Consider the following 20,135-nt stretch of genomic DNA (forward strand, 5'->3'; position numbering starts at 1 on the left):
TGCTCCCTTCCTTGGTGTTCATTTTCTATCGCTTATGCAAACGTTGATTTGATAAATTTTTCCATTTCATAAGCAAGAATAAATTGTACTTCTTGTGAGGGATGTACTTTGTCATTAAAAATATATTTATGATTAATTACCATTTTTTTATTTTTAAATAGTTTGATATACCATTTCTTATAGAAGCTTTCTTTGGTGTTGTAATCAGAAATTTGATTAGCTTCATTTATGATGACTTTCATCTTTTCACCAATATCAAAGTAATGAATGCGAATATCGCTGTCTTTATTGCGAGAATTTAGTTTTTCAATCATCAATTTCGTTCTAGCATTATGAGTATCTGTTAGTACAGCTAATTCAGTTTGTCGTTGGTGAGAACGCCGTGCTGCTGCGGGGGTTGATGACATATCGGGAGTACCAACGACCACAATATTTTTAGCCCCTTTCCTTATTAAAGTTTTAAGGTTTGCCAGTTGATCTGTCTCGACTTTTCCTGTGTCATATTTATGTAGCGTCATATAATCGTTAGCGCCAGCAAAGACAATGACTAAATCATCACTATTAATCTCAGTCTCAGAAATTTGTTTCTTTAGGCAAGACATGACTGATGATTTGAATCCATCTTTTAGCTTGTAACTTCCTATAACAGCCCCTCCCATTGCTTTATTTACACAGCGAGAAAATAGACCATTTGGACGGGCTAAACTATCAACCCAGGTAAACCCATTAGTAAAACGTCCTTTATAGTGTTGATTTGTAGAGGGAAATATTTTATGGGTCTTTTCATACATATTGCCAGTATCAGATAAGCTATCACCAAAAACGGTTAAACCATGAATCCCATCTAATTTTAGGTGGGTGTTATGGATCTTATTGATATGATTATTAATCTGATCCTTATCAAAATGATACTTATATAAACCATACTCAACACCAATATATGATTTAGGATTCATGCCATTTCTAGGGCTAATAAAATATTGTGAAGCATTAATTTCAGCCATAACCAACTCCTTGAAGTATAATAAATTTGCAGATAATCCTATATTCATAGAGCTACTACTTCTTTAAAAAAAAGATGGTATTCTAGTATGCGTAAGGTTCTGGGAAGAGCCTGAGCTATAAAGTTAGAATGACTCAAAATAAACAACAATAACGACCTGAGGTACCTAATGATTATTCTCGTAACTGGCGCAACATCAGGGTTTGGTGAAGCCATCGCCCGTAAATTTATTCAACATAATTTCACAGTGATTGGCACTGGACGTAGAACCGAGAGATTGAATGCTTTACATCAAGAATTGGGAGATAAGTTTTACCCATTAACATTAGATGTTCAAGATAGAAAAGCCATTCAATACGCCATTGCAAACCTCCCTACTCATCTCAAAAATATCGACCTTTTGGTTAACAATGCAGGGCTTGCATTGGGTCTGGAACCTGCATTTAATGCTAATCCTGATGACTGGGAAACCATGATCAATACGAACACCAAAGGTTTGGTCAATATGACTTATGAAGTTTTGCAAGGTATGGTAGAAAAAAACCACGGACATATTATTAATATTGGTTCGACCGCAGCATCTTGGCCCTATAAAGGCGGTAATGTATACGGTGCAACTAAAGCATTTGTGAAGCAATTCTCCTTAGGATTACGTGCAGATTTAGTGGGTAAAAAAATTCGAGTGACAGATATTGAACCTGGATTAGTGGGCGGAACTGAGTTCTCAAATGTTCGTTTTAAAGGTGATGACGAGAAAGTCACAAATACCTATAAAGGCGCCGATGCCCTTACCGCTGATGATATCGCCGAGACAGTTTATTGGGTTGCGACGCTGCCTGCTCATATGAATGTAAACACATTGGAATTAATGCCCGTGTGCCAAACATTTGCAGGTTTAACCGTACATAAACAATAATAAAATTTCGTACTATTCTATAAAGACGGCATTATTATTTTTTAGCTATACTCTGGTTATATATTGAGTATTAAAACAAAAGGAAATTACATGAGCACGTCACAAAAATTTATCAAAAATGGTCTGGCTGCAATTTGCTTCTGCCTTCCTTTGATGTGGGTTAATGCGGCGCAAGCAGCAAATACATCATGCGCTGCGGGTAGCACTTGTGTTTCTGTTGGTAATGGTAGTAATGACCCGTTGAATAAAGAACAGGCGCGCCAAGATAAAGAACAGTGGGATGAAACTAAAATGCTACGTTCTAAAGTGAACCGCCGTACTGAAAAAGAGTTTGATAAAATTGATGCTGCATTCGATGCAAAAGATAAATGCGAGAAAAGCTTGAATCTTAATGCCTATTGGGAACCCAATACTCAGCGTTGTCTAGATGTGAATTCAGGACGTCCGATTATCAATCCATAATAGAAAGTATATTCCAATCAGCATATTAAAGGGCGCTATCTGCGCCCTTTTAATTAGGAAGAATAAAGTTTAAAGAACCGGTACGGAGACAAATTCTTGCAGTTTTTCCCCATCCAAATAGTGCCCTAATTCTTTTTCTTCAGGGCGCAACAAATAAGGGATCTCTCCCAATAATGGTGCATTAATGTGCTGTTGCACGCGCTGAATTATTTGGGCGTAATGCGCTAGACCTGGGTTAATTCTATTTGCGAGCCAGCCAACAAGAGGTAATCCATCAGTACGGATTGCTTCTGCTGTTAATAACGCATGATTGACGCACCCGTGTTGAATACCAACCACTAAAATCACACCGACGGATTGTTTTTTTAACCAATCGGCATAAAAAGTATTATCATCAAGAAGATAGCGCCAACCTCCGTTCCCCTCGATGACAACCATATCACTGTGCTCATGGAGGTGATCTAGCCCTTTATTGATTTTAGTAAAATCGATACTGTTCTCATGGCTATAATTATCACCCAGTCTGACAGGATTAACTTCATCATATGAGACAAGATCTTGTGATACACGATGAATAAGAAGTGCATCCTTATTGCGCTTTCCTTCCGGTGTATCGATACATTGATCTGCAATAGGTTTATATCCTACGGCTTTAATACCTTGATTATTCAGTGCTTGTAATATTGCTAGCGTTGATACCGTCTTCCCGACATCTGTATCTGTCCCGGTAATAAATAGATTGTTCATGGTTGTTCTATCCTGAAGTGACAGACTGTGATCAGCAAAATGCTATAAAAATGATATGAATTCAGTTTATGGGAATGGGGAAATGATAAGTTTGCGTTAGCTCAATTTTGTGTAAGATAATGAGAAGTTTATCAAATTGTATTAGCCTTGCAGTAATTGCAACAACAATGAGCCGTTATATAGCGCATTTTGGATTAGCGCAGTTTCACACTCTTTAATTGAACTGGCTGATTTTTCAAATATTAATTTTGAACTATAGCGTGGGTTACCGTATAACGTAACAAAGTGTTGTACCCGAGTGAACCAATAATGGTGTTCATCATTTAATGGCGAATTGATCAAAATTAATTCAGAACCGCATAAATTAATTATCATTGCTAATGGATAAGCAAGTCGTTGAGCCGCATTATCAAGTAATGACTTACATAATAGGTCATTCTCTACTGCGCCTTGGCTAATTGTGTTAATACTAATATTTTCTTTATGTAATACTGACTCAGGATAATCTGCAAGTAATTCCTTTGCTTGCTGGATGATTGCTGGAATTGAAATCAGCGTTTCTAAGCAGCCTTTACCACCACAATAACAGGGTTGAGTTTGTGATAGGTCAATTTGAGTATGGGCAAATAAGTTGGGCTGCCGAGTCATGACATCTAATGAATAACCATGATTCATCACTGCGATATTAACGACATCTTGAATTTGTAGATAAATAATATTTTTGGATGTTCGAGTCTCAGAGTATTTTAAATGATCAGCTAAGGCCAAAGCATTAACTGGCGGATAAAGATAGACAGGTAATCCTGTTTTCTCTGTCAATATTTCGCCAATGGCTAATTCATGAACGTCGCTATGCGCGAGTTTATAGATAACTCCTGAATAAGAATCTAGAATACCATCCAGTAAAATACTGATCGCAGTAACTCTTTCTAAATAAGCTTGATTCTCTTCGAAAAAAAGGCTGATGAGTTCCGATAACCGATCACTAAATTGTTGGTTATCTTTTACATTAAAGGGGTAGCATTGCTCCGCCAGTGTTTTAGCATTAATTTCTTTTAACGAAATAATCGCCTGCTGATCTTCGATTCGAATGGCTAAAAATTGCCAGCCTTCACTTTCTATCACTAATCCAACAGCGGGACGACCTCTTAAGCCTAAAACGGGAAACTCACGTTCTTGAATTAAATGTGCATCCATCAATTCACGCGTGATTTTGGTGATGCTTGCAGGTGCTAGTTGAGATTGTTTTGATAGCGCAATACGGGAAATAGGACCATGTTGTGCAATAATTCGGTACACAAGCCCAGTATTCAATTGCTTGATTTGGTCAGTATTCCCCGTTTGGTTTGTCATCTTAACACTCAGAAATCGTTATAAATTATAATTGATTATGCCCTATATAAATGAAAATTAGGCTTCATTTACATAAAAAACGTGATATGAATCGCGTTAATCATTCAAGGCTATACACCAACAATGTTATGCAATAATAACTCTGTGAGTTTTTTCGCTGCCGCAGGTGCTGTTCTGCGCGTATTGTAAACTAGCCAAACTTCAGAAGTGGCTTGAATATTAGCCAGCTTGAGGTATCTAACGCCGTCAATTTTCATGCGAGTAAAGGATTCTGTGATAATTGAAATTCCCATTCCCGCAGAGACTAAGCCTAAGATAGTCATCGCTTCCCCGGCTTCTTGAGAAATAGTGGGAACTATCCCTTCAGAGGCTAATAATTGGTTTATCTCATCATACAGCGCTGTACCGACTTCTCGCTCGAAAAAAACTAATGGATAAGCAGCAAGTTGCTTAATATCCACACCATTTTCTTCATAAGCCAATAATGGGTGCCCTTCATAGACGGCAAGCATAAAGGGCTCTCTGAACAATAATTGATAGTCCAATTGTTCAGGCAATATTGTATTGCGCATGATGCCAATGTCTATGCGCCCAGTCACTAATGGGGGGATTTGTTGCTTCGTATTCATCTGATGCATATGAATAGAAACATCAGGGTAAGCTTCTCGATATTGACGCAAGCTCATGGTGACTTTATGCATAAATGGCGTTGTTGAGGTAAACCCAATGGAAAGCTCACCTAGCTCCCCCTTTTCCATTCGAGCCGCCTTTGTGGCTGCGGCATCCACTTGCCCTAAAATTTGGTACGCCTCTTTTAGAAACATCGCCCCTGCGGGGGTTAATGCTACATTACGGTTATTGCGTTCTAATAGTTTCGCATTAACCATTTCTTCAAGAGCTTGAATTTGCTGACTTAATGGAGGCTGAGACATGTGCAAACGTTCAGCCGCACGCCCAAAATGCAGCTCTTCGGCAACGGCAATAAAATAACGTAAATGGCGTAATTCAATGTTCATCAGATTGATATTTTAAATGTATCATTATGTATTATTAATATATTAGACAAAAAAATAGAAAGTTTCTATTCTTTGATCGAAATCAAGTCCGTTTAGTCGTCAAGGAATTTACATGGAACAGCAGTCAAAAAGCCTCTCACCGAGTTCATCTTTACAAGGAAAACCAAACGCACCCTTGACGAGTACCCCACCGAAAAAACACTATATTCAACGAGATGACGCCTTATATCTGCGCGTTACGCTGTCATTTTTTACTGTGGGTTTTGCGACCTTCGCCTTGCTCTATTTTGTCCAACCTATTTTGCCAATGTTGTCGGCTGATTTTAATGTTTCACCGGCTACCGCGAGTTTGTCGTTATCATTAAGTACTGGATTAATGGCATTAGGATTATTGGTCACTGGACCTATTTCCGATGCGATTGGTCGTAAAAATGTTATGGTGATTTCCCTGACTTGCGCAGCGCTTTTTACCTTGATGAGTTCAATTATGGAAAGTTGGCAAGGAATTCTAATTGCTCGCGCTTTAGTGGGACTTTCCCTTAGTGGCGTTGCTGCGGTGGCCATGACGTATTTAAGTGAAGAAATTCATCCCAGTTATGTCGCACTTTCTATGGGACTCTACATTAGTGGTAATTCTATTGGAGGAATGAGCGGACGCCTAATGACAGGCGTTATTGCCGATTATTATTCATGGCGAGTTGCTGTGGTTATTTTAGGCTCCTTGGCACTGTTAGCCGCGATTGGTTTTTGGCGATTATTGCCCCCTTCTCAGCATTTCCGAGCCAGCTCATTAAAACCTAAAAACCTTTGGGTTAACTTACAATTACATTTGCGTGATACCGGTTTACCGTGGTTATTCATTGAGGGGTTCATTTTAATGGGCGGTTTTGTAACGATGTATAACTACATTGGATACCGCTTACTTGAGTCGCCTTATAATTTTAGTCAATCTGTTGTGGGTTTCTTATCTATTATTTATTTAACAGGAACTTACAGCGCGACAAAGACAGGAAGTTTGACACAAAAATACGGTTTTGGACGAATTCTGATCGCCGCAATTGCGATGATGTTGATGGGCGTTATTTTGACCCTACATAGTAATATCTGGGTGATATTGCTGGGTATGACTGTACTGACAACGGGTTTTTTTGCAGGACACTCTGTCGCCAGTAGTTGGGTTGGACGTCGAGCGAAACGAGCACGGGGTCAGGCATCCTCACTCTATTTATTTAGTTATTACGCAGGTTCCAGTATTGCTGGTACATTAGGTGGGGTATTCTGGGCTTCCTATGGGTGGAATGGCGTAGCGTTATTTATCGCAAGTTTGTTGCTACTCGGCGTCGGTATTGCTTATAAGTTAAAAACAAAATGTTAATCGCTTCTAGGTTACCTAATTAACGTAATAAATTAACTCCTGCTAAAGGTTAGAATTCACATCCTCATCATAATTAATAGAAAATCTATAAATTAATCAATGATGAGGATATTGAATGAAAAAACTATTATTACTTCCCTTACTACTCTGCTATAGCTATTTTGCATTACCTCATGGCTACATCGAGTATCCTGCCAGTCGAGCCTATCTCTGTAAACTGCAAAGCAACCAAAATTGTGGCGCTGTTCAATACGAACCACAATCAGTTGAAGGTTTAAAGGGATTTCCGCTAAAAGGTCCTGCAGACGGTAAAATTGCGAGTGCGAATATTGCCTCTTTCTCTCCGCTTGATGCACAACAACCGTTTCGTTGGACTCGGATGTTAATAGAAACCTCGACTTTCGATTTTTTCTGGCGCTTAACTGCCATTCATCGAACAACTAAGTGGGAATATTTTATTACACGTAAAGATTGGGATCCCAGCAAGTCTTTAACCCGCGCCCAATTTGAGTTAACGCCATTTTGTAAGTTCGAGAAAGTCGAAATGCCACCTAGTTTAGTGATGCATACTTGCCATCTTCCAAAAGATTATCAAGGCTATCATGTTGTTTTAGGTGTTTGGACCATCGATGATACCGCTAATGCATTTTATCAAGTAATTGATTTGGAAATTGACTATAAATAATAATTGTCAGTAAACCAGACAATAGGGATAGTATGTAATACTCTATCGGCTATCCCTTAGGTTCACTAGTAAGCGTGTTGAAAAACTCAAATGTTAATGTTAATTTAGTTATTCGAGCCATTAGAATGTTGTAACTAAATATAAGGTTAAGGATGTTATGTCAAAACAGCAGTTAGTGAGTTCATTCAATCAGCTTGAGTCAAATATCAACCTTCTTTGCCAATTACTTCAAACTCAGCAAAATGTTAAAGCCGCTGTATTTAGCTTACCGGAAACATTAAAAGGTGATGAGAATAATGAAGTTAGCTCGATCTTAGTGGATAAACACACTGGTTCAGATGCGCTAACACGAGCAATAGACCTTTTTACATTGCTATTTATACATAAAAAATCAGAGTTAGTGAGCAATAAAGCCGCTATTCGATTACCTGGTGCTATCTGTCTTGCGCCCTCTCTGGCAGACTATAAACGCTTCCAGCATTTACTCTTCGAGATCAATCAACTAAAAATAGAAATAAAGCAGATTGTAACCCACATTGATGAAGCCCATCGGTTTGAATTTATTCGAGAAAGCTTGCATGGTTTGTTAACACTAAATACCTATCGTACCCTCACTTCTGTTGTTGATCCTGATACCATTCGATTCGGTTGGGCAAATAAGAAAGTCATCAACAAAGTGACTCAAGAAGAGATGCTCAATCGCTTACAGGCGAGCCTAGAAAGTGGGAGAACCCCCTCTCATTTACAACGTGAGCACTGGATATTGCAATTAAAAAATGAAATCCAATTAATTCGTTCTCTTCCCCATGATTGTGTATTGAAAACTCAACGCCCCGTTAAAGTTCAACCTATCGCGCGAGTTTGGGACAAAGAAACACAAAAGCAAACACAATATCCTTGCGCAACACCGCTGTTGATTTTCGCCATTGATAAAGAATTAAGCGATATCAAGCTTGGTGAGTTAGCGGATTATCATCAAGATAACATCGCCCTGCGTAATCGCCCAAAAGCAAAACCCGTCGAATTATTGATCCCGCGTTTAAACCTATATATTGAACGATAAAAAAGCCCCTGCACTATTTCTAATGCAGGGGCTTAACATTCATTATCCAAGAGATGGATAATTATGATTTCATGCTACCGACCATATCTTCAGGACGAACCCATTCATTAAATTGAGCTTCAGTTAAGTAGTTCAATTTCAGTGCAGATTCTTTCAGAGTCAGACCTTCTTTGTGCGCTTTCTTCGCAATTTCTGCTGCTTTATCATAGCCAATGTGGGTATTTAACGCTGTTACCAACATCAGAGATTCGTGCAGTAATTTTTCGATACGTTCACGGTTTGGTTCGATGCCTTCAGCGCAATGCTCGTTGAAGCTGCGCATACCATCTGCTAATAAACGGATAGATTGTAAGAAGTTGTCGATAACCATTGGACGGAATACGTTCAATTCAAAGTTACCTGATGCGCCACCAATATTCACAGCAACATCATTACCCATGACCTGGGCACACAGCATGGTTAATGCTTCACACTGTGTTGGGTTAACTTTACCTGGCATAATAGAGCTACCCGGTTCGTTTTCAGGAATCGAGATTTCGCCAATACCACAACGAGGACCTGATGCTAACCATCTAACATCGTTAGCGATCTTCATTAATGATGCCGCTAAACCTTTCAATGCACCGTGAGCATGCACTAAAGCATCACAAGTCGCTAATGCTTCAAATTTGTTTGGTGATGTGACAAAAGGCTGACCTGTTAATTCAGCAATTTTCTTCGCGACACGAACCGCATATTCAGGGTGAGTATTCAGACCTGTACCCACCGCGGTACCGCCTAATGCTAATTCACAAATATGTGGCACTGCGTTTTCAATATGTTTTTCGTTGTGGGCTAACATTGCCGCCCAACCTGAGATTTCCTGACCCAATGTTAATGGTGTCGCATCTTGTAGATGTGTACGACCAATTTTAACAATGTCTTTAAATTCTTTTGCTTTCGCATCGAGGGTTTTGTGCAGAACTTTTAATTCTGGCAGCAAATGTTCACGAATCGCAACAGCGGCTGCAACGTGCATTGCTGTTGGGAAGACGTCGTTAGAGCTTTGGCTCTTGTTAACATCGTCATTTGGGTGGATTAGACGGTCGTTACCGCGCTGTCCACCGAGGATTTCGCTACCACGGTTAGCTAGCACCTCGTTCATGTTCATGTTACTTTGAGTACCAGAACCAGTTTGCCAGATAGCGAGAGGGAATTCTGTTGGATGCTTGCCAGCAAGGACTTCGTCTGCCGCAGCGATAATCGCATCACCGCGATCTTTTGGCAGTAAACCTAAATCCATGTTCACGCTTGCAGCCGCTTTTTTAGTTACCGCTAATGCGTGGATCAGAGCAACAGGCATTTTCTCTACAGAGATACGGAAATGTTCTAAAGAACGCTGCGTTTGCGCGCCCCATAAGTGGTCAGCAGGTACTTCAATTGGTCCCATTGAGTCTTTTTCAATGCGAGTGGCTGCCATTACTAGCTCCTTAGGTACATATTCAGAATAATTAATTTTAGAATCATCTGCTTGCAGGTAAGCAAATAACCGAGCAGTATAATGCCACAAATTGAATTTCAATTATGAGACTTGGTCGAGCTTATTGTGCTGTAGTAAAAAGGAAATCAGTTGATTTTTGCAAAAAGAGAGTTTTGATATGCTAAAAATGATGAACCAAATCCAACACTATGATTGGGGAAGTAAAACCGCCCTCAGCGAACTGTATGGTTACCCTAACCCGGATAATTTACCAATGGCTGAGCTTTGGATGGGGGCTCACCCCAAAGCCAGTTCTGAGGTTATATCACCCTTAACACATCAGAAAATCTCGTTAGATGCTTTCATTGAGGAAAACCCAGAAAAAATATTGGGTAAACATATCGCCGAACGTTTTGGCCGACTTCCTTATTTATTCAAAGTGCTATGCGCAGCTCAGCCATTATCCGTTCAGGTTCACCCAAATAAACACGATGCGGAAATCGGTTTTGAAAAAGAAAATGCACAAGGGATCCCATTGAACTCCCCTATCCGTAATTATAAGGATAATAATCATAAACCAGAGCTGATTTATGCTTTAACCCCCTTTAAAGCAATGAATGCATTTCGTCCTATAGCAGAAATTGTCGAGTTATTTAGCTTTATTGCAGCAGCCCATCCTGAAATTCAATTTTTTGTTCAATCCCCAAGTGAAGATAAACTAAAAAAATTATTTGCACAGATTCTTAATTTGACTGGTGAGCAAAAAGAGCTTGCATTGGGTGTATTAAAAGCAGCATTGAATAGCAAACAAGGTGAGCCGTGGAATTCCATTAAACAAATGGTGAGCTTATATCCAGATGATAATGGTTTATTTACGCCTTTAATGCTAAATATCGTTGAATTACAACCTGGTGAAGCCATGTTTTTAGCAGCAAGAACCCCTCACGCTTATTTAGAGGGTGTTGGGTTAGAAGTGATGGCTAATTCAGATAACGTCTTGCGTGCAGGCTTAACGAGCAAACATATTGATGTAAAAGAACTCGTTGATAATATTGATTTTAAGTCAATTAAAGCTGATGATTTGTTCAATATTCCCGAAAAATCTGGAAATGTCTGGAAATATAAGATCCCAGTGGAAGATTTTTCATTTAAAATATATTCTATTGACTGCTCTGGGTTATCCCTAACTAATCATACAGCTTCAATTTTGTTTTGTATTGAAGGTAAGTTAGTATTGCGATCAGGTAATCAAGAATTAAACATGAATTCTGGTGAATCTGTTTTCTTACCTGCTTATGAGGATAACATTTCTATTCAAGGAAATGGCCAAGTAGCCCGAGTATTTAATTTTTAGGTCATATTTTATATTTAGCCGTTGGTACACACAGCCAAACGGGTAATAAAAACTTATATTATTTATACATAAGTGCGTTTCATGCGCACTGAAAGGATGGATGTTGATAATGAAAAAGTCATTAGTTGCGGTAGGTGTTATCGTTGCTCTGGGCGCAGTATGGACTGGCGCATCATGGTATACAGGTTCAAAAGTTGAAGCTGAACTGAATAAAGTGATTACGAATTCAAACGCGTTTATCACGGCTAACGATTCAAGTGCTGATGTTGTCTTTAAATTAGAAAACTACAAACGTGGTGTGTTCTCTTCTCAAGCTGACATCGTCATTACCTCAACCGCTTCTGCTGACGAAAACATCGTCTTTAAAGCGGATATCTCTCATGGTCCACTGCCATTATCCCAAGTAGCTAAGTTCAATCTGATGCCTAAATTAGGTGCAGTTAATGTTGAATTAGCAAATACGAAAGCGACTAAAGAGCTGTTTGAAGCAACCAAAGGCAAGCCATTCATGCATGGTTCTGCTGTTATTGGTTACAGCAAAAACGTGGATTCTAGCATCGAGCTGATCCCTCTTGAATACACCAAAGAAGATGGTAAATTCTCATTTAGCGGCGCTAAGTTTGATATTGCAACTGGTTCAGACTTAAGTACTGTTGATGCATCTTTAGTGACTGATAGCTTAGTGATCAGCAGCACTAAAGAAGAAGGTTCTATCACAATGAAAGGCATGAAGCTGGTTTCTAATGTTAAGAAATCTCAACATGGCTTCTATACAGGTACCCAATCTTTCGTTATCGCAGATACCGATGTTAATATCCCTGAAACTAAGTTCTCATTCAAAGATTTGAACGTTTCAAGTGATACCTCTATCAATGGTGACGATGTTAAAGGTAACCTGTCTTACAAAATCAGTGATGTTAAAGCATTAGATCAAAACTTAGGTTCTGGTGAGCTGACAGTGGCTATCGAAAAATTAGATGCGAAAGCATTAGGTCAATTTGTTGAGCAATACAACAAAGCGTTGGCTGAAGGCTTAGCAACAGGCAACCCAACTGAAGCAAGCGAAAAAATCGCAATGCAGATGATGACCACAACTCTGCCTGAGCTGATGAAAAGCAAACCAGTATTTACTGTTAGCCCGTTCTATTGGAAAAACGAAGCAGGTCAAAGCTCTATCGACCTAAGCGTTACTTTCAACAAGTGGAACCAAGACGAAATTACTGCGTTAGCAATGCAAAACAAAGTGGATGAAGCGTTCAAACAACTGATCACTTCTTTCGATTTCAGCATGAAACTGAATAAGCCAATGGTCATCGAGTCAATGACTCAAGCCATGATCTTAGATGGCGGTGCAGCAGTTTCTGCGGAAGATAAGAAAGTTGTTAAAGAACAAGTAACTGAAGAGTTCGCTGGTGTTCAACAAATGCTAACTGCGGATATGTTCTCTAACCCGTTCGAAGAAATGTTCATGACTGATGAACAACGCGCAGAGAAAGCGAAAGAGAAAAAACATCCTTGGATGATCGACAGCGAAAACGATTTAACCATGACCGTTAAATTCTCTGGTAATGACCTAACCTTCAACGGTGACAAATATACCTTAGCTGAATTCCTGACTAAGATGAAAATGATGTCTGGTCCTGAAGATGAAATGGGCTACGAAGAAGAAGCTCAACCTGCTGATGGTGCTGAAGTTGCTGAGCCAGCAATCGAAGCTGAACAACCAGCAGAAGCGCCAGCTGCACAATAATTTATCCTTAAGATAAATTACTTAAACGCCAGTCTCCTCGACTGGCGTTTTTGTTTCTATTTAGCCTATTTATCATTGATTTTTATTCAATTACATACAAAATGGATGCAGAATATCTATAAGGATCATTTATCGTGATAAACAAACAGCTCCCTTTAACAGACTTACATCGCCACCTTGATGGTAATATTCGCCCAGAAACCATTCTTTCTTTGGCACAACAGCACCGTATCCAACTCCCCGCAGATGAAATTGAAGCCTTACGCCCTCACGTGCAAATTATGGGACAAGAAGCTGATTTAGTTGGTTTTCTAACTAAACTGGATTGGGGTGTTGCTGTATTAGCTGATTTAGATGCCTGTAAGCGTGTCGCATTTGAGAATGTGGAAGATGCCTTTAGAGCGGGCATTGACTACGCTGAATTACGTTTTTCCCCTTACTATATGGCAATGAAGCATCAACTTCCTGTTGAAGGCGTTGTTGGTGCAGTTATTGACGGTATTGCTGCGGGCTGCCGTCAATACGACATTCAAATCAATCTGATTGGTATTTTGAGCCGTACTTTTGGGCAGCAGGCCTGTGCTATTGAATTAGAGGGTCTTCTCGCACATAGAGATAAATTATGTGCCCTTGATTTAGCCGGTGATGAACTGGGGTTCCCAGGTGCATTATTTGAAGAACATTTTACCAAAGCTCGTAATACTGGACTCAATATTACCGTGCATGCTGGTGAAGCGGCAGGTGCAGCCAGTATTTGGCATGCTATCAAGCATTTAGGCGCTCAACGTATTGGACATGGGGTTAAAGCAATTGAAGATCCTGAGCTCATTGAATTTTTAGCGAAAAATAACATTGGTATTGAAAGTTGTTTAACCTCGAATATTCAAACCAGTACCGTCCCTTCACTGGCTCAGCACCCGTTGAAAACCTTTTTATCCCACGGTGTTTTAGCATCCATTAATACCGACGACCCTGCTGTTGAAGGCATCGAGTTACCTTATGAATATAATGTTGCTGCACCGCAAGCGGGCCTAACACAGGCTGAAATTGAACAAGCTCAGCGCAATGGACTCACCATGGCATTCCTTTCTGATAGCGAGAAAGCGGCATTGGCGCGTAAAGCTGCAAACCGTTAATTCAACTGCTAACTGCTAATAAATCTTTTTATAGGGTAGGACTCATGTTCTGCCCTATTTAACCCATTAAAACGTTCAAATTTTCTCAGTCGTTAATCTATTTCATGATAACACCCACAGCATGTTGTAACTAAATTAGTTATTTTATATAGGCAGCTTTCGCTGCCTTAGTGAATATTTAGTGTTTTTTGAGCCGTTTAGCGTACTTCTGAGCTATCACTGTACACACCATTAATTGAATCTGATGAAAAATCATTAATGGCAGCAAAATTATCCCTACTGTTGCGGCTGGAAATAGCACATTTGCCATGGGTACACCATTTGCCAAGCTCTTCTTCGACCCACAAAAAAGAATCGTAATTTCATCTTCTTTGCTAAACCCAAGAATACGCGCTGACATCACGTTAATCACCATCACCACGACTAATACAACACAAGAAACTAACGTAATGATAAACAGTGAATAAGCATCAATGGTTTGCCAAATCCCCTCAACCACCGCTTCGCTAAATGCCACATACACAACAAGTAGAATGGAAGACCGGTCAGTGGTATTGACCAACCTTTTATGGCGATTAATCCAGTTAGCGATGAGCGGTCGACATAAATGCCCGACAATAAATGGCACCATCAATTGCAGCATAATTGAGCCAATCGCATTGAGTGTATCCATTGCTTGGCTGCCATCAGTGTCCATCAACACTCCGACTAAAACAGGAGAGAGAAAAACCCCTAAAATACTGGAGGCTGACGCACTGCAAATTGCCGCAGCGACATTCCCACCGGCAACCGAGGTGAATGCAATGGCAGATTGAACAGTGGCGGGCAATGCACATAAATACAAAAAGCCCATATACACCGTTGGCGATATCCAATGTGGCACCATAAAGCGCAATGCAATACCAATAATAGGAAATAGAATGAACGTGCTGGCAAATACTAATAAATGAAGTCGCCAGTGCCCCATCCCTGCAACGATAGACTCTCTGGATAACTTAGCACCATGCATAAAAAACAGTAGCGCTATCGCTGCGGTTGTTAAGTGCTGAAAAACAGTTTTAACCTGCCCCTCACATGGGAAGATACTGGCGATAATGACAACGCCAATCATGATCAACAGAAACGAGTCTATTTTAAGTTTTGCTAATAAATTCATTCGATTTTCCACAAATAAAAAGCCAGTTTTTACACTGGCTTTATCTTCAACGTTGAACCTTAGAAAATATTTTCGATAGTCCGTTTTTCTTTCGCTGATTGCATACCGGCTTCAATCAGTTTCATAATATCGATGGCTTCGCTTGGTGTAACTGGGTTTGGCTTACCGAAACGAATAGCGTCATAAATGGCTTCATAATATCCACCATAATTGCCTTTCTCATTTGCCCATGACTGACTCACCATATCATCGCCTTGTGACAGCGTCACAACACCCAGATTAGGGTCTTCTCCCCAATGTTCACCTCGTGGAACAGCACCACTTTTTAGCGCATCTTCCTGCGTATCTAGCCCATATTTCACGTAACTCCCTTTCATACCATGAATGGTATAAATTGGCATCGGCGCTGCCGCGAGAGTTGTTGAATGTAATACGATTTTCTTATCTGCATAATCCAGCATTGCATGGAAATAATCTACTGCTTCCGCGCCTGGACGAATAGCCCCCAGATCAACGGTAATCGCTTGCGGTTTACCAAAATATTGCAGCATTTGGTCAATCATATGCGGTCCCAGATCGTACCAAATTCCCGCTCCCGGAATATTAGCCTCTCGCCAGCGTTGTCTCACCACTGGACGAAAACGGTCAAAATGAGATTCATAATATTTAATGTCACCTAAACAGCCATCTTGCAGGATTTTTTTCACGGTGCGATACCCTGAATCCCAACGACGATTATGGTAAATTGATAATAATTTTCCGGCTTTTTCAGCTCGTTGCTGTAAATCTTCGGCTTCTTTAACATCAAGAGTAAACGGCTTATCTACCACCACATGCTTACCCGCAGCTAACGCTTTGCAGGCTAATGGGTAGTGAGTGTCATTCGGCGTTGGGATCACAACAAGCTCAATTTCAGGATCAGCAAACAATGCTTCGGGCGAGCTAGCTACCGTAACATTAGGATAATCCGCATGAACTTTACTCGCATCACTACTGGAGATAGTCGTTAGCTCAAATCCTTCTAACATGGCTAAAAATGGAGCATGAAATGTTTTGCTGGCATAACCATATCCAACAATCCCGACTTTAATTGGTTTGGGCATATTGACCTCACATAAGTGGCATATTTTGCTATTTTAAAAAAGTACCATCAGAATGAATCAATTAGCAAATAAATCTATGATAGGATTATTAATTATCAGGATTATTTAGCAATAACGGATCCCTACTTATGACTTCTGTTTATAACACTGACCGTATTACCGGCTGGTTATTAGCCCCTGCTAGCTATTTACTGCTGACATTGTTTGCGGCTTGTAGCATGACTGTGATGTACTGCATTAAATTTTATGAGATTGTCACCACGGTGGATAATTGGAGTAGTTTCATTACCCCACAGTGGTATTTGTCTTTCGCAATCAGCCTAGCTATGTCACTTTTTAGTGTACATGTTACACAACTGATGTTTAAGCGCTCTCGTCATTTTCCCCGTCGTTTTACCCTATGGCTATTAGCATTAATGTTAATCGGATTAAAAACATTCGCATTTTCCCCTATTGATGACCAAACTGCCCTACAAATCCTCGCATGGCCACTATTAGGTGCTGGATTTTTTGTCCCTTATTTGAAAATGTCTAAACGAGTGAAAATGACTTTCACACAAGATCGATAAGCATCACAAAAATAGCTTTGATATCATAGCCTCCGTTAAACTGACTGTGGTCAGTTTTTGGGCTTTTTTCTCTCTTCAGGCTATGAAATGACCGACTATCTTCTACTTTTTATTGGGACAGTGTTAGTCAATAACTTTGTCCTCGTTAAATTCTTGGGATTATGCCCATTCATGGGCGTATCAAAAAAACTAGAAACCGCCATTGGTATGGGTTTTGCGACTACGTTCGTTATGACCCTCGCCTCAATAAGCTCGTGGTTAATCGATACGTTGATCTTAATCCCTCTAGACCTAGTCTATCTACGTACACTGAGCTTTATCCTTGTGATAGCCGTAGTAGTACAGTTTACTGAAATGGTTGTGAGAAAAACCAGCCCAACCTTATACCGCCTATTGGGGATCTTTTTACCGCTGATCACCACTAACTGTGCGGTGCTTGGGGTTGCTTTATTAAACATCAATCAATCCCACGGTTTCTTGCAATCTGCGGTATATGGCTTTAGTGCCGCCGTCGGATTCTCTTTTGTTATGGTTCTCTTTGCCGCCATCCGTGAGCGCTTAGCTGTAGCAAATGTCCCAGCACCTTTTAAAGGTTCGTCAATTGGTCTGATCACTGCGGGGTTGATGTCTCTCGCATTTATGGGCTTTAGTGGTTTGGTGAAATTCTAATGATGTCTTTGTGGATTGCGATTGGCATATTAGCCGTTTTCGGGCTGATCTTTGGTCTGATCTTAGGCTATGCCTCATTACGTTTTAAAGTTGAGGAAGATCCGATTGTTGAAAAACTGGATGCTATTTTACCGCAGAGCCAATGCGGGCAATGCAGTTATCCAGGTTGCCGTCCCTACGCTGAAGCAGTAGCCAACAACGGGGAAATGATAAACAAATGCGCCCCCGGCGGCGAGCAAGTCATGCTCAAAATTGCTGAGCTGATGAACGTTGACCCTCAACCCATTGATGGCGATGAAACTGCGCAAAACCCTGTTCGTAAAGTTGCCATCATCGATGAAGAAAATTGTATTGGGTGCACAAAGTGTATCCAAGCTTGTCCTGTCGATGCCATTGTGGGCGCTACTCGTGCCATGCATACAGTGATTGAAGATTTATGTACGGGTTGCGACCTGTGTGTTGCCCCATGTCCTACGGATTGTATTGAAATGGTGCCAGTTAAAACCACTACCGCCAACTGGAAATGGGATTTAAACACCATCCCAGTTAAAAATATTACCGATGAATCCTTATTGTCAGCCAAAGAGGGTTCCCATGCTTAATTTATTTAAGTGGTTGAAAAAAGATAATATTTGGGACTTTGATGGCGGTATTCATCCCCCTGAGATGAAACTACAATCCAGCAGAACGCCAATGCGTGTGGCTTCCGTTCCTGATGAGCTAATCATCCCTCTGCAACAACATTTAGGTCCGGAAGGTGAACTCATCGTCAACATTGGCGACACCGTTCTTAAAGGTCAACCATTAACGAAAGGTACAGGTCGTACCGTGCCTGTACATGCTTCAACATCCGGTACTATCACCGCGATTGAACCTATGGTGACCGCTCATCCTTCAGGATTAAAAGAACTCTGCGTCAAAATTAAAGCAGATGGTCTGGATACTTGGGCTCCTTTACAACCCGTACCTGACTTCCAACAACTTTCGCGGGCTGATTTGCTCAACAAAATTGAGCAAGCAGGTATTGCAGGTTTAGGTGGCGCTGGCTTCCCAACAGCCTCTAAGCTAGCAGGCGGGAAAGATGCCATTAAAACGTTGATTATCAATGCCGCAGAATGTGAACCTTATATCACTGCTGATGACCGTTTAATGCAAGAACATGCTCAAGAAGTCATTGAAGGCTGCCGCGTTCTGCAACACCTGTTAAACCCCGACCAAGTATTAATCGGCATTGAAGATAATAAGCCCGAGGCAATCCGCGCCTTAAAACGCGCCCTTACCTCCATAGATAAACAGATTTTTATCCGAGTGATCCCCACCAAGTACCCATCAGGTGGTGCAAAACAGTTGACCAAAATTTTAACAGGAAAAGAAGTTCCTTCAGGTGCACGATCTTCCCAGATTGGCGTATTGATGCAAAACGTGGGTACTGCCGTCGCTATCAAGCGCGCAGTCATTGATGGTCAGCCGCTCATTGAACGTGTTGTCACGGTCACCGGAGAAGCGATTAAACAGCCAGGAAACTTCTGGACTCGCTTAGGTACGCCAGTTAAACATCTACTTCAGCAATCTGGCTTTGAGCCTGAAAATGAGCAAATGGTGATCATGGGGGGACCATTAATGGGCTTCACATTGCCCGATCTCAATGTTCCTGTAGTCAAAATTTGCAACTGCTTACTGGTCCCGACCCAAGAAGAGATGGGCAAAAAACCTGTCGAAGAAGCTTGTATTCGTTGTGGTCTCTGTGTTGATGCTTGCCCTGCCAGTTTATTACCTCAGCAATTATATTGGTTTAGTAAAGGTAAAGAACACGAAAAAGCGCAGAAACATAATCTGTTTGACTGCATTGAATGTGGTGCTTGTGCTTATGTCTGCCCAAGCAATATTCCGCTGGTACAATATTATCGCCAAGAAAAAGCAGAAATTCGCGAAATAGACCAAGAAGAACGCCGTTCCATCGAAGCTAAACAGCGCTTTGAAGCTAAACAACAGCGCATGGAACGTGAAAAACTTGCCCGCGAAGAACGCCATAAGAAAGCGGCTGTTCAAGTGGATACCGCAGATAAAGACGCAGTTAATGCGGCACTTGCTCGTGTTAAAGCGAAGAAAGCGTCAACGGCTGAGCCCATAAAAATCATTTCAGGTAAATTGCCTGACAATAGTGCTGTTATTGCAGCAAGAGAAGCGCGTAAAGCTCAAGCGCGCGCCAAACAAGCGCAAAAAGTCGCAGAGCAAACCCAATCTGACAACCCCGTGATTGCAGATGGCGCGGAGGGAGATGACCCGCGCAAAGCCGCCGTTGCCGCTGCCATTGCCCGG

The 20,135-nt window shown here is 40.8% G+C and carries 19 protein-coding genes; 12 read left to right on the top strand and 7 right to left on the bottom strand.

The features are described 5' to 3' along the window. Nucleotides 1-32 precede the first annotated feature (32 nt). Entirely contained in the window at nucleotides 33-1,004 is a 972-nt protein-coding gene (locus PSF16_RS07120) for an SGNH/GDSL hydrolase family protein (RefSeq protein ID WP_154601168.1), read from the bottom strand. A 168-nt stretch (nucleotides 1,005-1,172) separates the two neighbouring features. On the opposite strand from PSF16_RS07120, the gene ydfG reads away from it, so the two are divergent. Together ydfG and PSF16_RS07130 are read left to right on the top strand one after the other, a co-directional pair. Continuing rightward, nucleotides 1,173-1,919, top strand: a complete 747-nt coding sequence (gene ydfG, locus PSF16_RS07125) for a bifunctional NADP-dependent 3-hydroxy acid dehydrogenase/3-hydroxypropionate dehydrogenase YdfG (protein ID WP_006659793.1) — start codon at nucleotides 1,173-1,175, stop codon at nucleotides 1,917-1,919. Nucleotides 1,920-2,009: 90 nt separating this feature from the next. Beyond that, nucleotides 2,010-2,381: a DUF1283 family protein gene (locus PSF16_RS07130; protein ID WP_006659792.1), complete on the top strand. Its 372-nt coding sequence runs from the start codon at nucleotides 2,010-2,012 to the stop codon at nucleotides 2,379-2,381. A gap of 69 nt (nucleotides 2,382-2,450) precedes the next feature. Here PSF16_RS07130 and bioD read toward each other — a convergent pair whose 3' ends face one another. The 3 genes from bioD to PSF16_RS07145 form a co-directional block, all read right to left on the bottom strand. Continuing rightward, nucleotides 2,451-3,128, bottom strand: coding sequence for a dethiobiotin synthase (gene bioD, locus PSF16_RS07135; protein ID WP_272689027.1), 678 nt, complete (start codon nucleotides 3,126-3,128; stop codon nucleotides 2,451-2,453). Nucleotides 3,129-3,269: 141 nt separating this feature from the next. Next, on the bottom strand, nucleotides 3,270-4,481 hold the full coding sequence (locus PSF16_RS07140; protein WP_272689028.1) for an ROK family protein: 1,212 nt from the start codon (nucleotides 4,479-4,481) through the stop codon (nucleotides 3,270-3,272). Nucleotides 4,482-4,591: 110 nt separating this feature from the next. Next, on the bottom strand, nucleotides 4,592-5,497 hold the full coding sequence (locus PSF16_RS07145; protein WP_006661711.1) for a LysR family transcriptional regulator: 906 nt from the start codon (nucleotides 5,495-5,497) through the stop codon (nucleotides 4,592-4,594). A gap of 112 nt (nucleotides 5,498-5,609) precedes the next feature. Between PSF16_RS07145 and PSF16_RS07150 the strand changes: the two genes are divergently transcribed. The 3 genes from PSF16_RS07150 to tus all read left to right on the top strand — a co-directional run bounded on the left by PSF16_RS07150 (nucleotide 5,610) and on the right by tus (nucleotide 8,620). Beyond that, nucleotides 5,610-6,872, top strand: coding sequence for an MFS transporter (locus PSF16_RS07150; RefSeq protein ID WP_272689029.1), 1,263 nt, complete (start codon nucleotides 5,610-5,612; stop codon nucleotides 6,870-6,872). A 115-nt stretch (nucleotides 6,873-6,987) separates the two neighbouring features. After that, nucleotides 6,988-7,557, top strand: coding sequence for a lytic polysaccharide monooxygenase (locus PSF16_RS07155; protein WP_006659786.1), 570 nt, complete (start codon nucleotides 6,988-6,990; stop codon nucleotides 7,555-7,557). Between the two features lie 157 nt (nucleotides 7,558-7,714). Further along, nucleotides 7,715-8,620: a DNA replication terminus site-binding protein gene (gene tus, locus PSF16_RS07160; protein ID WP_006659785.1), complete on the top strand. Its 906-nt coding sequence runs from the start codon at nucleotides 7,715-7,717 to the stop codon at nucleotides 8,618-8,620. 61 nt (nucleotides 8,621-8,681) lie between these two features. On the opposite strand, the gene fumC is transcribed toward tus, so the two are convergent. Next, nucleotides 8,682-10,079, bottom strand: a complete 1,398-nt coding sequence (gene fumC / locus PSF16_RS07165) for a class II fumarate hydratase (protein ID WP_272689030.1) — start codon at nucleotides 10,077-10,079, stop codon at nucleotides 8,682-8,684. Between the two features lie 178 nt (nucleotides 10,080-10,257). Here fumC and manA point away from each other — a divergent pair, with 178 nt between their 5' ends. From manA to add, 3 genes are all read left to right on the top strand, one after another. Next, nucleotides 10,258-11,433 carry a mannose-6-phosphate isomerase gene (manA, locus tag PSF16_RS07170; RefSeq protein WP_272689038.1) on the top strand — a complete coding sequence of 392 codons (1,176 nt, stop codon included), beginning with the start codon at nucleotides 10,258-10,260 and terminating at the stop codon, nucleotides 11,431-11,433. A 109-nt stretch (nucleotides 11,434-11,542) separates the two neighbouring features. Next, entirely contained in the window at nucleotides 11,543-13,183 is a 1,641-nt protein-coding gene (locus tag PSF16_RS07175; RefSeq protein ID WP_272689031.1) for a YdgA family protein, read from the top strand. A gap of 134 nt (nucleotides 13,184-13,317) precedes the next feature. After that, nucleotides 13,318-14,319, top strand: a complete 1,002-nt coding sequence (gene add, locus PSF16_RS07180) for an adenosine deaminase (protein WP_036963730.1) — start codon at nucleotides 13,318-13,320, stop codon at nucleotides 14,317-14,319. 178 nt (nucleotides 14,320-14,497) lie between these two features. Here add and PSF16_RS07185 read toward each other — a convergent pair whose 3' ends face one another. Both PSF16_RS07185 and PSF16_RS07190 read right to left on the bottom strand, forming a co-directional pair. Next, nucleotides 14,498-15,475 carry a bile acid:sodium symporter family protein gene (locus PSF16_RS07185; RefSeq protein ID WP_272689032.1) on the bottom strand — a complete coding sequence of 326 codons (978 nt, stop codon included), beginning with the start codon at nucleotides 15,473-15,475 and terminating at the stop codon, nucleotides 14,498-14,500. A 59-nt stretch (nucleotides 15,476-15,534) separates the two neighbouring features. Continuing rightward, nucleotides 15,535-16,578: an oxidoreductase gene (locus tag PSF16_RS07190; RefSeq protein ID WP_272689033.1), complete on the bottom strand. Its 1,044-nt coding sequence runs from the start codon at nucleotides 16,576-16,578 to the stop codon at nucleotides 15,535-15,537. Between the two features lie 128 nt (nucleotides 16,579-16,706). On the opposite strand from PSF16_RS07190, the gene PSF16_RS07195 reads away from it, so the two are divergent. The 4 genes from PSF16_RS07195 to rsxC all read left to right on the top strand — a co-directional run. After that, nucleotides 16,707-17,147, top strand: a complete 441-nt coding sequence (locus PSF16_RS07195; protein WP_006659778.1) for a DUF2569 domain-containing protein — start codon at nucleotides 16,707-16,709, stop codon at nucleotides 17,145-17,147. A gap of 87 nt (nucleotides 17,148-17,234) precedes the next feature. Next, nucleotides 17,235-17,816: an electron transport complex subunit RsxA gene (rsxA, locus tag PSF16_RS07200; protein WP_006659777.1), complete on the top strand. Its 582-nt coding sequence runs from the start codon at nucleotides 17,235-17,237 to the stop codon at nucleotides 17,814-17,816. After that, entirely contained in the window at nucleotides 17,816-18,418 is a 603-nt protein-coding gene (gene rsxB, locus PSF16_RS07205; protein ID WP_006659776.1) for an electron transport complex subunit RsxB, read from the top strand. Before rsxA ends, rsxB begins: the two co-directional genes overlap by 1 nt. Continuing rightward, a partial coding sequence (gene rsxC, locus PSF16_RS07210; protein ID WP_272689034.1) for an electron transport complex subunit RsxC occupies nucleotides 18,411-20,135 on the top strand: 1,725 nt, incomplete at its 3' end. The genes rsxB and rsxC, both read left to right, overlap by 8 nt.

This window comes from Providencia sp. PROV033 (genome assembly GCF_028484855.1).
GTDB lineage: Bacteria > Pseudomonadota > Gammaproteobacteria > Enterobacterales > Enterobacteriaceae > Providencia > Providencia alcalifaciens.

Coding starts and splice junctions, on each gene's coding strand:
- rsxA (WP_006659777.1), top strand. CDS start 17,235: ATGACCGACTATCTTCTACTTTTTATTGGGACAGTGTTAGTCAATAAC.
- PSF16_RS07175 (WP_272689031.1), top strand. CDS start 11,543: ATGAAAAAGTCATTAGTTGCGGTAGGTGTTATCGTTGCTCTGGGCGCA.
- ydfG (WP_006659793.1), top strand. CDS start 1,173: ATGATTATTCTCGTAACTGGCGCAACATCAGGGTTTGGTGAAGCCATC.
- PSF16_RS07195 (WP_006659778.1), top strand. CDS start 16,707: ATGACTTCTGTTTATAACACTGACCGTATTACCGGCTGGTTATTAGCC.
- PSF16_RS07140 (WP_272689028.1), bottom strand. CDS start 4,481: ATGACAAACCAAACGGGGAATACTGACCAAATCAAGCAATTGAATACT.
- PSF16_RS07150 (WP_272689029.1), top strand. CDS start 5,610: ATGGAACAGCAGTCAAAAAGCCTCTCACCGAGTTCATCTTTACAAGGA.
- manA (WP_272689038.1), top strand. CDS start 10,258: ATGCTAAAAATGATGAACCAAATCCAACACTATGATTGGGGAAGTAAA.
- PSF16_RS07190 (WP_272689033.1), bottom strand. CDS start 16,578: ATGCCCAAACCAATTAAAGTCGGGATTGTTGGATATGGTTATGCCAGC.
- bioD (WP_272689027.1), bottom strand. CDS start 3,128: ATGAACAATCTATTTATTACCGGGACAGATACAGATGTCGGGAAGACG.
- PSF16_RS07130 (WP_006659792.1), top strand. CDS start 2,010: ATGAGCACGTCACAAAAATTTATCAAAAATGGTCTGGCTGCAATTTGC.
- PSF16_RS07185 (WP_272689032.1), bottom strand. CDS start 15,475: ATGAATTTATTAGCAAAACTTAAAATAGACTCGTTTCTGTTGATCATG.
- rsxB (WP_006659776.1), top strand. CDS start 17,816: ATGATGTCTTTGTGGATTGCGATTGGCATATTAGCCGTTTTCGGGCTG.
- PSF16_RS07120 (WP_154601168.1), bottom strand. CDS start 1,004: ATGGCTGAAATTAATGCTTCACAATATTTTATTAGCCCTAGAAATGGC.
- fumC (WP_272689030.1), bottom strand. CDS start 10,079: ATGGCAGCCACTCGCATTGAAAAAGACTCAATGGGACCAATTGAAGTA.
- PSF16_RS07145 (WP_006661711.1), bottom strand. CDS start 5,497: ATGAACATTGAATTACGCCATTTACGTTATTTTATTGCCGTTGCCGAA.
- tus (WP_006659785.1), top strand. CDS start 7,715: ATGTCAAAACAGCAGTTAGTGAGTTCATTCAATCAGCTTGAGTCAAAT.
- PSF16_RS07155 (WP_006659786.1), top strand. CDS start 6,988: ATGAAAAAACTATTATTACTTCCCTTACTACTCTGCTATAGCTATTTT.